At 75.0% G+C, this 14,298-nt stretch carries 11 protein-coding genes; 10 read left to right on the top strand and 1 reads right to left on the bottom strand.

The genetic code is table 11. The annotated features are described in order from the left end of the window. Positions 1-340: 340 nt before the first annotated feature. The 6 genes from ABZ714_RS32275 to ABZ714_RS32250 all read left to right on the top strand — a co-directional run bounded on the left by ABZ714_RS32275 (position 341) and on the right by ABZ714_RS32250 (position 10,355). Positions 341-1,177: a MetQ/NlpA family ABC transporter substrate-binding protein gene (locus ABZ714_RS32275; protein ID WP_358828910.1), complete on the top strand. Its 837-nt coding sequence runs from the start codon at positions 341-343 to the stop codon at positions 1,175-1,177. A 190-nt stretch (positions 1,178-1,367) separates the two neighbouring features. Then, the gene (locus ABZ714_RS32270) at positions 1,368-1,994 is read left to right on the top strand and encodes a GNAT family N-acetyltransferase (RefSeq protein WP_358828909.1); all 627 of its coding nucleotides are present in this window, start codon (positions 1,368-1,370) and stop codon (positions 1,992-1,994) included. Positions 1,995-2,205: 211 nt separating this feature from the next. Beyond that, positions 2,206-3,486, top strand: coding sequence for a precorrin-6y C5,15-methyltransferase (decarboxylating) subunit CbiE (gene cbiE / locus ABZ714_RS32265; RefSeq protein ID WP_358828908.1), 1,281 nt, complete (start codon positions 2,206-2,208; stop codon positions 3,484-3,486). 344 nt (positions 3,487-3,830) lie between these two features. Further along, on the top strand, positions 3,831-7,820 hold the full coding sequence (gene cobT, locus ABZ714_RS32260) for a nicotinate-nucleotide--dimethylbenzimidazole phosphoribosyltransferase (RefSeq protein ID WP_358828907.1): 3,990 nt from the start codon (positions 3,831-3,833) through the stop codon (positions 7,818-7,820). Positions 7,821-8,189: 369 nt separating this feature from the next. Then, positions 8,190-9,473, top strand: coding sequence for a uroporphyrinogen-III C-methyltransferase (cobA, locus tag ABZ714_RS32255; protein ID WP_358828906.1), 1,284 nt, complete (start codon positions 8,190-8,192; stop codon positions 9,471-9,473). A 63-nt stretch (positions 9,474-9,536) separates the two neighbouring features. Further along, positions 9,537-10,355: an RNA methyltransferase gene (locus ABZ714_RS32250; protein ID WP_358828905.1), complete on the top strand. Its 819-nt coding sequence runs from the start codon at positions 9,537-9,539 to the stop codon at positions 10,353-10,355. Positions 10,356-10,383: 28 nt separating this feature from the next. Here ABZ714_RS32250 and ABZ714_RS32245 read toward each other — a convergent pair whose 3' ends face one another. Next, complete coding sequence (locus tag ABZ714_RS32245; protein ID WP_358828904.1) at positions 10,384-11,616, bottom strand: serine/threonine-protein kinase; 1,233 nt, start codon at positions 11,614-11,616, stop codon at positions 10,384-10,386. Between the two features lie 309 nt (positions 11,617-11,925). Between ABZ714_RS32245 and ABZ714_RS32240 the strand changes: the two genes are divergently transcribed. The 4 genes from ABZ714_RS32240 (at position 11,926) to ABZ714_RS32225 (ending at position 14,226) form a co-directional block, all read left to right on the top strand. Next, positions 11,926-12,183 carry a hypothetical protein gene (locus ABZ714_RS32240; protein WP_358828903.1) on the top strand — a complete coding sequence of 86 codons (258 nt, stop codon included), beginning with the start codon at positions 11,926-11,928 and terminating at the stop codon, positions 12,181-12,183. A gap of 188 nt (positions 12,184-12,371) precedes the next feature. Beyond that, entirely contained in the window at positions 12,372-12,578 is a 207-nt protein-coding gene (locus tag ABZ714_RS32235) for a hypothetical protein (protein WP_358828902.1), read from the top strand. A gap of 328 nt (positions 12,579-12,906) precedes the next feature. Continuing rightward, positions 12,907-13,818 carry an aminoglycoside phosphotransferase family protein gene (locus ABZ714_RS32230; protein ID WP_358828911.1) on the top strand — a complete coding sequence of 304 codons (912 nt, stop codon included), beginning with the start codon at positions 12,907-12,909 and terminating at the stop codon, positions 13,816-13,818. Between the two features lie 105 nt (positions 13,819-13,923). Next, on the top strand, positions 13,924-14,226 hold the full coding sequence (locus ABZ714_RS32225) for a zf-TFIIB domain-containing protein (RefSeq protein WP_358828901.1): 303 nt from the start codon (positions 13,924-13,926) through the stop codon (positions 14,224-14,226). Positions 14,227-14,298: the final 72 nt, after the last annotated feature.

Below are 14,298 nucleotides of genomic sequence, written 5' to 3'. Positions count from 1 at the left end.
ACCCCGCCGCCCCCGACCCCCCCCCCCCCCCGCCGGGCCCCCCCCCCTCGCGCGGTGGGCCCCCGCGCCGCCGCCCCCGCCCCCGCCCGCCCCCTCATGGCGGACTGACCGCCCCCCGGGCGGCCCGGCCGGGCCTCGCGCCGATCGCCCGCTGGTGACTCCCCGGGACCCTTTGGCCCCATGAGTCACACCAGCCCCATCAGTTGCACCAGCCTCATAAGCCATAGAGATCCATACGGTCACTGAGGTCACACCAGCCTCATCAGCCCCAGAGCTTTCCCTCTGCGGCGCCCCGCCGGGGCCCGCGCCATCGCACCACCCATGGAGAAAGGCACTTTTCGTGCGTAACACTGCCAAGATCACGACCGCCGTCCTCGCCGTCGGAGCCCTCACCCTCGGCCTCAGCGCCTGCGGCAAGGAGGAGAACAAGACCGGCGCCGGCGCCGATCCCGCCAAGCCGCTGGTGATCGCCGCCAGCTCCGTCCCGCACGCCGAGATCCTCGGCTTCGTCAAGGACGAGCTGGCCGCCAAGGCCGACCTCAAGCTGGACATCCGCGAGTTCGCCGACTACGTCACCCCGAACACCGCCACCCAGAGCGGCGAGGTCGGCGCCAACTTCTTCCAGCACAAGCCGTACCTGGACGACTTCAACAAGAAGAACAAGACGACCATCGTGCCGGTCGCCACCGTCCACCTGGAGCCGCTGGGCCTGTACTCGCAGAAGGCCGACAAGCTCGCCGACCTCAAGGACGGCGCCACGATCGCCCTGCCCAACGACACCACCAACGAGGCCCGCGCCCTCAAGCTGCTGGAGCGACACGGCCTGATCAAGCTGAAGCCCGGCACCGGCAACGAGGCCACGCCCAAGGACATCGCCGAGAACCCGAAGAAGCTCAGCTTCAAGGAGCTGGAGGCCGCGGCCGTCCCCCGCGCGCTCAGCGACGTCGACGCGGCCGTCATCAACGGCAACTACGCGGTGCAGTCCAAGCTCAGCCCCAAGAACGACTCCCTGGTGCTGGAGTCCGCCGAGAACAACCCCTACGGCAACTTCCTCGCCGTGAAGGAGGGCAGTGAGAAGGACCCGCGGGTCGAGAAGCTCGCCAAGCTGCTCACCTCCCCCGAGGTGAAGAAGTTCATCGAGGACAAGTACGACGGCTCGGTCATCCCCGCCTTCTGATCCGGCGGCCGGACCGGGGCCGGAAGGCCCGTACGACACCGGCGCGGCCCCGCACCCCCACGGGCGCGGGGCCGCCGCCGTCCGCCCCCGGCCCCCCGTGGTGCCACCCGGCCGGCCCATGCTGCATGCTGGGCCTTTCGGCAGGCCACTGGTCGCCTGTTCCCCACAGGCCATGGTTACGGAGCGGCGCATGACTACCACCTTTCCGGACGTGTCCATCAGTACGGAGCGACTGGTGCTGCGGCCCCTCGAGGAGGCCGACGTCCCGGCGTACACCGAGATGATGAACGACGAGACGGTCACCGCCTGGACCCCCGTACCCCATCCCTTCACCCGCGCCGACGCCGAGAAGTGGATCCGGGAGATAGCGCCCGCGCAGCGCACCGAGGGCCGGGGCATCGTCTTCGCCGTCACCGAGTTCCTCACCCAGCGGCTGGTCGGCACCGTCCGGCTGAAGAACACCGACTGGCGGGTCCGCGCCACCGAGGCCGCGTACGCCGTCGCCCCCTGGGCCCGCGGCGAGGGATACGCCACCGAATCCGTACTCGCCGTCGCCAAGTGGCTCTTCCGCGACCGCGACTTCGAACGCCTCGAACTGCGCACCGCCGCCGACAACACCGCCTCCCAGCAGGTGGCCCAGAAGATCGGCGGCATCAGCGAAGGCGTGCTCCGCAACGCCTGGATCGTCCGGACCAGGACCGACGACGGCGGCTGGACCGACCAGCGGACCGATCTGATCGTCTGGAGCCTGCTCCCCGAGGACCTCGACGGTGTGACCGACGGATCCGCCGAGTCCGGCTACGCCGACTGGAGCTGACCCGCCCCGGACTGCCCCGCCCCCGGGTGCCTCCCGGCGACCGCGCCGGAACGCGATCGTCCGGTGGACGGCCGCACCCCCGGCTGATTCAGTGTCCCCACTGCTTCAATAGGTGCCCCGCCCCGATCCGCCGCCCCCGCGCCCCGCCCGCCGATGGCCCCGGCCCGGAGCACCCCTCCCGTCTGCGACGACCCCCAGGAGACTGACGACCATGGCCGACCGCGTCACGGTGATCGGCTGGGACGGCTCACCCCTCACCGCCGCGGCCCGCTCCGCCCTCTCCGCCGCCACCCTGGTGGCCGGGGCCGCCCACCACCTGGCCCTCCCCGAAGTCCCCGGCACCGCCGAACGGATCCGGCTCGGCAGCGTCTCGCTCGCCGCCCGCCGGATCGCCGGGCACCGGGGCAGCGCCGTGGTCCTCGCCGACGGCGACCCCGGCTTCTTCGGCGTCGTCCGCACCCTGCGCGCCCCCGAACACGGCCTCGAAGTCGAGGTGGTACCCGCCGTCTCCGCCGTCGCCGCCGCCTTCGCCCGGGCGGGTATGCCCTGGGACGACGCCCGGATCGTGGTCGCCCACCCCCGCGATCTGCGCCGCGCGGTGAACATCTGCCGGGCCCACCCCAAGGTCGCCGTCCTCACCTCGCCCGGGGCCGGCCCGGCCGAGCTCGCCCTCCTCCTCGAAGGCGTCCACCGCACCTTCGTGATCTGCGAGGAGCTGGGCACCGAACGGGAACGGGTCACCGTCGTCACCTCCGACAAGGCCGCCGACCACGTCTGGCGCGACCCCAATGTGGTGATCGTGGTCGGCGGCTCGGCCACCTCCCCGGCCCCCGGCGGCGGCTGGCTCGCGGGCCACGACCCCGGCTACCCGACCGCCCCCAGGGGCTGGGCGCTGCCGCCCGGGGCGTACGACTCCGATCCGGGCCCCGCCGCCGGTACGGAACCGGGCCCCGGCCGCCCGGAGACCGGCGCGGCGCGCGAGGGCGAGGGCGCGGCCCTGCGCGCCCTCCAACTGGCCCGGCTCGGACCGCGCGAAGGCGATCTCGTCTGGGACGTCGGCTGCGGCGCCGGACTGCTCGCCGTCGACGCCGCCCGCTTCGGCGCGGCCGTGATCGCGGTCGACGCCGACCCCGGCGCCTGCGCCCGTACGGACGCGGCCGCCCGGCGGGCCGGGGCCCGGATCCAGATCGTGAACGGGCGCGCCCCGCAGGTGCTGGAACGGCTGCCCGAACCCGATGTCGTACGGATCGGCGGCGGCGGTGCCAAGACCGTCGAGGCCTGTGCCGACCGGCGCCCCGAGCGGATCGTCACCCATGCCGTCACCCGGGACGGCGCCGAGGCCGTCGCGGCGGCCCTGACGGCCGGTGGCTACCAGGTGGAGTGCGTCTTCGCGCAGTCCGTGGAGTTCGACCCGCGGGGCTGGTCGGAACGGGAACGGGCGGTCGTCTTCCTGGTGTCGGGACGGTTGCCGGAGCGTGCCCCGCGACCATGATTGTCAGTCGCGCGAGGTAGGCTGACCGACCGTCGTACCGCACCGGGACGAGCCGGCAATCCGTTCGGCACCGCCCCGGAACACCGGAAATCGAGTGTCGTATTGGCTCCGGTTTGTGGTACGCCGTAACCGGGGGACGCGCAACGTGGCGCAGCCCACAGAAGTCCGTGCCGGAACCGACCGGTAGGGCCGCGAACGGCCGCGAGAATGCTGGAAGTCCGTGGGCCGTCGTGCCGCGCGGCGCGCGCGCTCGTTCTCGTTGACGGGCGGTCGCGCGGCGCACCGGCGAACAGGTGTCCGGGCGGATGGGCGAAGGATCACAAGCGATGGGGCGAGGGGTACGCATGACCGACACCGGCCAGATCCCGGTCGAGGGGCTGCCGGAGAACGCAGGCGTGGTGGACCGGCCGGGCGTGCCCGGCTCCGACGCGTACACCGCCCTCGACCCCTCCGGCCCGCGTCCGGCCGAGCCCGCCATGGCGGCCCGGCCCGCGCGCGCGGCGCACACCGACGACGATCTGCTGCTGATGCCGGGCGCGCAGGGCGCATGGGTCGACCCGCAGTCGGCGCCGGGCGGCCAGCACCCGTCCCCGGTCCAGCCGCCGTCGGCCGTGCCGGTCGCCCAGCCCGGTCCCGGACTCGCCGGTCCCCCGGGACAGGTACCGGTGGCCGGGGCCCCGCAGGCCGGACCGTACGGAGCCGAGGGCGCCGGGCCCGCGCCCGTACCGCGGGCCGACGGGCCGGCGGCGGCTGTTCCGGCCGCCGGGCCGTTTCAGACTTCCGTCCCCGCCGACCTGCCGCAGGTGGGTGTGGTGACCGCGCCCGGGCTGGTGGCCCCGACCGATCTGGGGAGCCCCGAGTCCGCCGCAGCGGCGGCCCCCGGCGCGCCTTCCATACAGGTGGTGGCCGAGGCCCCCGCCGCCGTCGATCCGTCCGCCGCCGGAGCGCCTGTCGCCGCGCCCGCGCCGGAGCAGCAGGGGCAGGAGCAGATGCCGCAGCAGAACCAGGTCGCCGGGACCGAGCAGCCGGGGGTCCCCGGCGAGCCCGGGGATCACGCGGCGGGTGCGGAGACCGGGGTGCCGCTGACGGCGGCGGCCGACGGCGTGCCCGCCGAGGCGCTCGTACCGGGCCCGCAGGGCGAGCAGTCCGCGCCCGGCTTCCCGCCGGGGTCCGCGACCCCGACCCCGCCGCCCGGGCGACGCCCCCTGCACATGGGCCCGCCGGTGCCCGACCACTCCACTGGTGTGGTGCGGTCCCTGGCCGACCGGGGCCCGGCCGGAGTCGCCCCGCATCCGCTGACCGCACAGCCCAACTCCGGCCCGCCGACGCTGGGTCCCGAGTATCTGGACGTACCGCGCGACGACGCGCCCCTGCCCGGGCCCCAGCTCGCCGAGATCCCGCCGCAGGCCGGCGCGCCCTGGGACGCCGTACCCCCGCAGTCGGTGGGGCCGGACCAGCCGGGGCCGGAGACGGCCGAGCCCGTGGTGGCGGCCGTTCCGGCCGGGGCGCCCGCGATGCCCGCCGAGGCCGAGGCCCCGGCCGGGGCCGAAATGTCCGCCGAGCCCGCCGAGGCCATAGCACCCGCCGAGGCGGCCGAGCCGGTGCCGACCGTCGAACCTGTCGCGCCGGTGGCGGCCCCCGAGGCGGCCGAGGTCGCCGCGCCGGTGGCGGCCGTCGAGGACGCGCCCGAGCGGCAGGCCGAGGCCGCCGCCCCGGGCGAGGTCGCCGAGGCCACTCCTGCCGATGCGGCAGATGCGACCGGTGAGCTCGCCGAACTCGCCGAACTCGCCGAACTCGCCGAAATCATCGAGACCCCCGCCGAGGCGTCCGAGACCACCTCGGCCGAGGTCGCCGCGCCCGTGGAGACGGCCGTTTCCGGGGCGCCCGTCGAGGCGACCGGGCCCGAGTCTCCCGTGGCCGCCGACGTGGCCGCCGTGGAGCAGACGGCGCCGGTCCAGGAGGCCGAGGCGGCCGTACCGCAGTCGCCGGAGCCCGCCGCCGAGCCCGCGGCGGCCCCCGAAGCGGCGGCCCCCGACGGGCCGGAGTCCGCGCCCGTCGCGTCCGGGACACCGGCCGGAGCCGCTGTTCCGGAGAGCCCGGAGGCCACCGAGATTCCGGCGGCCGCGGAAGCCGTAGAAGCCACGGAGCCGGGCGCGGAAGCACCGGCCGAGGCCGTCACGACCGACGCCGACACCGCACCCGCGACTGTCGCCGCTGCTGACACCGAGCCGCCCGCCGAGCCCGTCGCGGCGGCTGACGAGACCGCGCCGGAGCAGCTTCCGGCCGAAGCCGGGCCCGAGGCCCCGGCCGCCGAGGCCGCCACCGACACCACCGGTGAGGCCGCGCCCGAGGCGATCGAAGCCGAGCGCGCCCCCGCCGACGGCCCGGCCGTGGCGGCGCCCGAAGCCGAGGCGCCCGCCGGGCCCGGGTCCGCCGAAGCCGCAGTAGCCGTGGCGGAGACCGAGGCCGCCCCCGTACCCCAGGACGGCATCGAGCCCGCCGCCGCAGAGACCACGGCGACGGCCGAAGAGACCACGGCCGAAGAGACCACGGCCGTCGAGCCCGCGGCTGTCGAGCCCGCGGCCCCCGCCGCCCGGCAGACGCCGCCCGCGCCCGGGTACGACGACGCCGAGCGCGAGGCCGTGCTGAAGGTGATGCGCGAGCGCCGCGACATCCGCAACGGCTTCCGCGACGACCCCATCCCGCACGATGTGCTGCTGCGCGTCCTGGAGGCGGCCCACACCGCGCCCAGCGTCGGCCACTCGCAGCCCTGGGACTTCGTCGTCATCCGCTCCGCCGAGACCCGTGCCACCATGCACGAACTGGCCGAGCGGCAGCGCGACGCCTACGCCAAGTCCCTCCCCAAGGCCCGGGCCAAGCAGTTCAAGGAACTGAAGATCGAGGCCATCCTCGACACCCCGGTCAATATCGTGGTCACCGCCGACCCGACGCGCGGCGGACGCCACACCCTGGGCCGGCACACCCAGCCGCAGATGGCGCCCTACTCCTCCGCCCTCGCCGTCGAGAACCTGTGGCTCGCCGCCCGGGCCGAAGGGCTCGGCGTCGGCTGGGTCAGCTTCTTCGACGAGCGCGAGATGGTCCGCGCCCTCGGACTGCCGGAGCATCTGGAGGTCGTCGCCTACCTCTGCGTCGGCTATGTCGACGAGTTCCCCGAGGAGCCCGAGCTGGTCCAGGCGGGCTGGTCCAAGCGCCGCCCCCTCTCCTGGGTGGTCCACGAGGAGACGTACGGCCGCCGGGTCCTGCCCGGCGCCGAACCGCACGACCTCCTCCAGGAGACCGTCGCCGCGATCCGCCCGCTCGACGCCAAGGCGCTCGGTGAGGCGTGGGAGCGGCAGAAGCGGATGACCAAGCCCGCGGGCGCCCTCGGCATGCTGGAGATCATCTCCGCCCAGCTCTGCGGTCTCTCCCGGATGTGCCCGCCGCCGATCCCGGAGCCCGCCGCCGTCGCGGTCTTCGCGGGCGACCACGGTGTCCACGCCCAGGGCGTGACGGCCTGGCCGCAGGAGGTCACCGCCCAGATGGTGACCAACTTCCTCGCCGGGGGAGCGGTGGTCAACGCCTTCGCCACCCAGGTCGGCGCCGAGGTCTGTGTGGTCGACGTCGGCGTGGCGTCCGAACTGCCCGCCCGGTCCGGGCTGCTGCCCCGCAAGGTCCGCGCCGGGACCGCCGACTTCACCGCCGGTCCCGCCCTCACCCGCGAGGAGGTCGTCGCGGCGATCGAGGTCGGTGTCGAGACCGCCCGCGATCTGGTCGCGGCGGGCAACAAGGCCCTGCTCACCGGAGAGATGGGGATCGCCAACACCACCGTGTCGGCCGCCCTGATCTGCGTCTACACCGGTGGCGACCCGGCCGAGATCACCGGCCGCGGTACCGGGATCAACGACGAGACGCACGCCCGCAAGATCGATGTCGTCCGCCGGGGTCTCGAACTGCACGCCCCCGACCCGGCCGACCCGATCGGCGTCCTCGCCGCCTTCGGCGGTCTGGAGCACGCGGCGACCGTGGGCCTGATCCTCGGCGGCGCGTCCCTGCGCACCCCCGTCGTCCTCGACGGGGTCTCCGCCGGAGCCGCCGCCCTGGTCGCCCGGGCCATCGCGCCCGAGGCGCTGTCGGCGTGCATCGCCGGACACCGCAGCGCCGAGCCCGGCCATGTCGCGGCGCTCACCAAGCTCGGCCTCCGCCCCCTGGTCGACCTCGACCTCCGGCTCGGCGAGGGCACCGGCGCGCTGCTGGCGCTCCCGGTCGTCCAGAGTGCGGCCCGCGCCATGCACGAGGTGGCGACCTTCGACTCCGCCGGGGTCACCGAGAAGTAGCGGCCCGGGCGGCCGTCCGTACCACCGGTACGGGCGACCGCCCCGCGTCCAGCCGTCCCGGCACCGCCGTCCGCCCCCGCCGCCGGTCGACTCCGCCGGAATCCGGGCCGTACCCCCTTCACCGTCCGGGCCGCCGCCGTGCCCGCGAGCGCGCCGACCGGCCCGGCGGGCACCGGGGGAGCGTTCCGCCGACCGCCGGTGACCTGCTGTGATGTCGGCCGCTCACCGTATCGCGGGCGAAAGGCGGCACCGTACAGTTAGCCGGTACACATCCCGCCGGAGCCGCGCCGGAGCCGCCGCGCTCCGACCGCCGTTCCGCCCGTGCCGGACCGTCCCGTCCACCGCCGCGCCCAGGGAGCCCTCCCCTCCATGTCCCAGCCCCAGCAGACGCCAGCGCATTCGCACCCCGCCTACCCCGTGGGGCTGCGGCTCTCCGGCCGCCGTGTCGTCGTGGTCGGCGGCGGGCAGGTCGCCCAGCGCCGGCTGCCCGCCCTGATCGCCGCGGGCGCCGATGTCGTGCTGGTCTCCCCGTCGGCCACGCCCTCCGTGGAGGCCATGGTCACCGCCGGTGAGCTCCGCTGGGAGCGCCGCCGCTACCGGGACGGCGATCTGGACGGCGCCTGGTACGTCGTCGTCGCCTCGTCCGACCCCGAGGCCAACGAGCGGATCTCCGCCGACGCCGAGACGCGGCGGGTCTGGTGCGTCCGTTCCGACGACGCCGACGCGGCCACCGCCCTCACCCCCGCCACCGGCCGCTCCGCCGGAGTCACCGTCGCCGTCCTCACCACCGAGGTCCGCGACCGCGACCCGCGCCGTACGGCCGCCGTCCGCGACGCCCTCGTGGAGGGGCTGAGCGACGGGACGATCACCGCGGGCCGGCACCGGAACAGGACCCCGGGCGTCGCCCTCGTCGGCGGCGGCCCCGGCGACCCCGATCTGATCACGGTCAAGGGGCGGCGGCTGCTCGCCGAGGCCGATGTCGTGGTCGCCGACCGGCTCGGGCCCCGCGATCTGCTCGCCGAACTCCCGCCGCATGTCGAGGTGATCGACGCGGCGAAGATCCCGTACGGCCGGTTCATGGCCCAGGAGGCCATCAACAACGCCCTGATCGAGCACGCCAAGGCGGGGCGCGCGGTGGTCCGGCTCAAGGGCGGGGACCCGTTCGTCTTCGGCCGGGGCATGGAGGAGGCCGAGGCGCTCGCCGAGGCGGGCATCCCCTGCACCGTCGTCCCCGGGATCTCCAGCTCCATCAGTGTGCCCGGCGCGGCCGGGATCCCGGTCACCCACCGGGGCGTCGCCCATGAGTTCACCGTGGTCAGCGGTCATGTGGCGCCCGACGACGAACGGTCCCTGGTGGACTGGGCGGCCCTCGCCGCGCTCCGCGGCACGCTGGTGATCCTGATGGGCGTCGACAAGATCGGTGCGATCGCCCGGGCGCTGATGGCGCACGGCCGGGACGGCGCCACGCCGGTGGCCCTGGTCCAGGAGGGCACCACCGCGGCCCAGCGCCGGGTGGACGCCACCCTCGCGACCGTCGGCGAGGTCGTCGCCGCCGAGGAGGTCCGGCCCCCCGCGGTGATCGTCGTCGGGGACGTCGTCGCCGTCGCCGACCGGATCGCCGGAACCGGTCCCACCGCCCCCGACCACCGATAACCCTCAGTAACCGACCTCTGTCCAGGCGTTGGCACCCGTCCCTGGAGAAGGCAGTATCGACCCGTGGCTGATCTGATCACCGTCGAAGACCCCGACGACCCCCGGCTGAGCGACTACACCGATCTCACCGACGTCGAGCTGCGGCGCCGCCGGGAGCCCGCCGAAGGGCTCTTCATCGCCGAGGGCGAGAAGGTCATCCGCCGCGCGAGGGACGCCGGATACGCGATGCGGTCGATGCTGCTGTCGGCCAAGTGGGTCGACGCCATGCGGGACGTCATCGACGAGAGCCCGGCCCCCGTCTACGTCGTCGATCCCGCACTCGCCGAACGCGTCACCGGCTACCACGTGCACCGGGGCGCGCTCGCCTCCATGCGGCGCGAGCCGCTGCCCGCCGCCGCCGAACTGCTGACCGGCGCCCGCCGGGTCGTGGTGATGGAGTCCGTCAACGACCACACCAACATCGGCGCGATCTTCCGCAGCGCCGCGGCCCTCGGCATGGACGCCGTACTGCTCTCCCCGGACTGCGCCGACCCCCTGTACCGGCGCTCCGTGAAGGTCTCCATGGGCGCCGTCTTCTCCGTCCCGTACGCCCGGCTGGACAACTGGCCCCGGGGCCTGGAGACGGTCCGCGAGGCGGGCTTCACCCTGCTCGCCCTCACCCCCGACGAGCAGGCCACCGCGATCGACGAGGCGGCCCCGCACCGGATGGAGCGGGTGGCGCTGATGCTGGGCGCGGAGGGCGACGGACTGTCGCCCCGGGCGCTGGCCGCGGCGGACGACCGGGTCCGGATCCCGATGGCCCACGGCGTCGACTCGCTCAATGTCGGCGCGGCGGCAGCCGTCGCCTTCTACGCCGTGGCGTCCGGCCGCCCCGGCGACTGACCCGCGAATCGGGCCGCCGGCGTCCGGCCTACAGCTGCTGGGCCGCCGCGATCCCCAGCGCGACGATCAGCGTCACCACGAAGAAGACCACGATCCGCTGGCGCAGCAGCCGCGGATTGGCGGGCCGCCGGCCCGTGGAGGTGGTACGCGGCCCCGGGCGCCCGCCCTGACGGCCCCGGGCGGACGAGGGCGCGCCGCCGCGCGAGGGACCCGGGCGGGAGGAGCCCCCGGTCCGCGACGGCTGGGAACGCGGACCCGCCGCGCCCCCGCCGGTCCGGCGCTCACCGGTCCGCCGGTCGCGCTCCCGGGGGTCGCGCTCGGGCCGGTCCAGCCGTTCCGTGCGGTCCAGCCGCTCCGTACGCTGCGGATAGCGGGCGGGCTGCCCGCCCCGGGTGTCGATCCGCTCCCTCGGGACCGGCGGTCTGCTGTCGGCCGGGCCCTGCGCCTCCCGGGCGGCGATCTCCTTCAGCCGCATGGAGAGCTGGAGGGTGCTGGGGCGCTCCAGCGGATCCTTCGCCAGACACGCCCGCAGCAGCGGCGCCAGCGCGTCCGGTACGCCCTGAAGATGCGGCTCCTCGTGCACCACCCGGTAGAGCATGACCTCCGAACCGCCGTGGCCGAAGGGGGAGTCGGCGGTCGCCGCGTAGGCGAGGGTGGCGCCGAGCGCGAAGACGTCCGTCGCCGGGGTGACGGCCACCCCGCGGACCTGTTCGGGGGCGAGGAAGCCGGGGGAGCCGACGGCCGTGCCGACATGGGTGAGGGTGGAGGCGCCGGTGGCCCAGGCGATCCCGAAGTCGATGATCCGGGGGCCCTTGGGCGAGAGCAGGATGTTCGACGGCTTCAGATCGCGGTGGACCACGCCGGCCTCGTGCACGGCGACCAGGCCCTCCGAGAGCGCCGCCCCGATCGCGGCCACCTCGGCGGCCGGGAGCACACCCTCCTCGTTGACCTTGTCGTGGAGGGAGGGGCCGGGAACGTACTGGGTGGCGAACCACGGCCGGTCCGCCTCCAGATCCGCCGCCACCAGCCGGGCCGTACAGCCGCCCCGGATCCGCCGGGCCGCCGACACCTCCCGGGCGAACCGGGACCGGAACTCCTGGTCCTCCGCGAGATCCGGGCGGATCACCTTCAGCGCCACCCGCTGGCCCCGCCGGTCCGAACCCAGATAGACGACGCCCATCCCGCCCGCGCCCAGCCGCCGGTGGATACGGAACGAGCCGACGACACGCGGGTCCTCGCGCCGGAGCCGCATCATCGCCATCGTCCGTCCCCTGCCTACGTGGGCGGAGCCCCACCCTGTGTGCCTCGGTGGGCGGCCCCACCCTGCTGCGCCGGACTCCCGGCCCGCCGTCCCGTGGGACCGGGCCCGACCGGCGCCGGCCGATCTTCCGTCCCGACGTGGCACAGCTTACGTACCCCCGCCCCGGTGCGCTCATAGGCCGCGCCCTCTCGCCGCGACCGATTGTCAGTGCCCGGTGGGAGAATTGACCGGAGGTCAGGGGGTGGACATACCGGCTCCCCCGGCCCGCGCGTGAACTCAACGGACCGTCACCGGAGGGGGATTGGATCGGTGAAAGGTGATCGCGTGGAGATCGTCGTGGACGCGGGCGACAGCACACGTACGTACGAAGTCGTGGCAAGCCGGGCAGGGCGCCGGGTGGAGACCGCCGTCCGCAGAGGAGTGGTCGAAGTGAGCGAAGTCACCCGGAGCGGGGCCGTGGTCCGGACTGCCCGCTTCATGGCCAACCGGGTCCTCGCATGGGTGGAGCAGCCCGTCCCCGGGAACGAGGCCGAAGAGCGCCCCCTCAGGGAAACCCCTCAGTCCTGAGGAGGCTTCTCCACCCAGGGGAGTACATCAGAGGGCCCCGGCTCATCCTCTCGGAGGCCCGGCAATCGGTACGCGGGCATGACGTTCGGCCCCCGCCGGAAACCTAAAGTTGAGGTCAAGCGGCGGGTGCGGTACTCGTCCCCCGAGGTCGGACACCCGCCGCTGCCAACTACGACAGGAGAGGGACCATGGCGGACACGGTGACACGGACCATGATCCGGACGCGGGAACGCCGGGCGGTCGCCCCGTTCGGCGACCGGCCGGCCGGTCGCCGCCACCCCCTGGTGGCCACGGCCATGGTCCTTCCCCTGGCGGCACTGCTGCTCTATGTCATCGGTGGCTTGGAAGCGGTAGTGACACAGGCGTCGTCCGTGGGCGTGATGCTGGGGCGCTGAGCGGCGCCCCGGGCCCGGAAGAGCGGTCCGGGTCGGGGACATCCGGCCATAACCCCGTGGGGACGGGGGTGCGGCGGACGGCAAGTGGTGGCCGGTCAGCTGGGGAGCTGACCGGCTACCGCGTTTTCGGCACTCTCTGCGTTCTCGGCGTTCTCTGGTTTCTCTGCTTTCTCGGTGGTTCGGCGATTCCGCGTTCCCGGCGGCTCCCCCGCCCTGCGGCGTAGGCTCGCCCCGCAGCCGTACCGCATCCGGGGGAGGGACCATCAGCGCGACCGCCGCTACCACCCGTACCGCCGCCGTCGACGCGCTCGCCCGGATCGCCCGCGACATCGCGCACCCCGGACCGGGGACGGCGGCCGATCCGGCCTGCCGGGGCTGCGCCCGGGGACCCGAGGTACTCGCGGACCGCCCCGACGGACTGGTCGTACGCCACGGGGACACCGTCACCAAGGCGCACGACGGATCCGCCGACCCGCCGGAACTCCGCGCCAGGCTCGCGATCGCGGCTCATCCCCGGCTCGCCGGGATCCTGCTGCCTCCGCTCTCCCCGCCCGCCGGTTCGCCCGGGGTCCCCGGGCGGCTGGTCAGTCACTGGCCGTACGGATCGCCCGTGGACCCGGCCGACCCGGACGCCGCGCCCTGGGAGGAGACGGCGACCCTGCTGGCCCGGCTGCACAAGGTCCCGCTCCGGTCCCTGCCGGTACCGCCGCCTCCGGCGCGGGGCCCGGCGAAGGCCGCCCTGGCGGTCGCCCGGATGCGGCGGGACACCTGCCATCCGGCCGCCGCGGACGTCCTGCGCGCCTGGCACCGGCTGCCCGCCCGGGCCGGGGGCGAGGCCGCCGCACCGGCGCCCACCGGGCTCTGCCACGGCGATCTCCACCTCGGCCAGCTGGTCCGGAGCCCCGCGCCGGACGGGCCGTGGCTGCTGATCGACGTCGACGACCTCGGGATCGGCGACCCGGCCTGGGATCTGGCCCGCCCGGCGGCCTGGTTCGCCGCCGGGCTGCTGGCGCCCGAGGTATGGGGACGCTTCCTCGGTACGTATACGGGAGCCGGGGGACCGGCCGTCGACCCGGCGGACCCGTGGGCCCGGCTGGACGTCCCGGCCCGGGCGCTCACCGTGCAGAGCGCGGCGCTCGCCCTGGTCCGGGCGGCCCGGGAGGAGCGGGAACCCGACGAGACGGATACGGCCGTTCTCGACGCCTGTGTCCGGATCGCCCGGCTGGTACCGGAGTTGTGACCCGGAAGCCCTCGTCGGGCGCCGCCGGGCCGACGTAGGGTGCTGCTGCGGCCGGGCACCTCAACCGGGCCGCACGGAACGACAGGCGAGGAGCTGAGCCCGACGATGCAGTGTCCCAAGTGCCACGCGCTGATGCAGACGTACAACCGCAGTGGTGTCCAGATCGAGCAGTGCGGCGGCTGCCGGGGGATATTCCTCGACTACGGCGAGCTGGAGTCGCTGACCCGGCTGGAATCGCAGTGGGTTCAGCAGGCACCGCCGCCGCCCGCTCCGCCCGCCGCCTACCCCGCGGCCCACGCGCCCGCCTGGGGCGCCCCGCAGCACGGTGGTCACCACGGCGGCCATCACGGCCAGCACGGTCAGCACGGCCACCGCCGGGGCTTCGGCCGGATGCTCTTCTCCTCCTGACTCCGTCTCCGGGCGCGGCCACCGGCACGGCCGGGACCCCGGGCCCCGGGAACGACGGAACCCCGGTCACCG

This window comes from Streptomyces sp. NPDC006798 (assembly GCF_040635975.1).
Classification (GTDB): domain Bacteria; phylum Actinomycetota; class Actinomycetes; order Streptomycetales; family Streptomycetaceae; genus Streptomyces.
This window is presented reverse-complemented; position numbering and strand designations above follow the sequence as displayed.

What these genes read in the sequence shown, in the direction of transcription:
- ABZ714_RS32270 (WP_358828909.1), top strand. Translation starts at nt 1,368, where the DNA reads ATGACTACCACCTTTCCGGACGTGTCCATCAGTACGGAGCGACTGGTG.
- cbiE (WP_358828908.1), top strand. Translation starts at nt 2,206, where the DNA reads ATGGCCGACCGCGTCACGGTGATCGGCTGGGACGGCTCACCCCTCACC.
- cobT (WP_358828907.1), top strand. Translation starts at nt 3,831, where the DNA reads ATGACCGACACCGGCCAGATCCCGGTCGAGGGGCTGCCGGAGAACGCA.
- cobA (WP_358828906.1), top strand. Translation starts at nt 8,190, where the DNA reads ATGTCCCAGCCCCAGCAGACGCCAGCGCATTCGCACCCCGCCTACCCC.
- ABZ714_RS32245 (WP_358828904.1), bottom strand. Translation starts at nt 11,616, where the DNA reads ATGGCGATGATGCGGCTCCGGCGCGAGGACCCGCGTGTCGTCGGCTCG.
- ABZ714_RS32235 (WP_358828902.1), top strand. Translation starts at nt 12,372, where the DNA reads ATGGCGGACACGGTGACACGGACCATGATCCGGACGCGGGAACGCCGG.
- ABZ714_RS32225 (WP_358828901.1), top strand. Translation starts at nt 13,924, where the DNA reads ATGCAGTGTCCCAAGTGCCACGCGCTGATGCAGACGTACAACCGCAGT.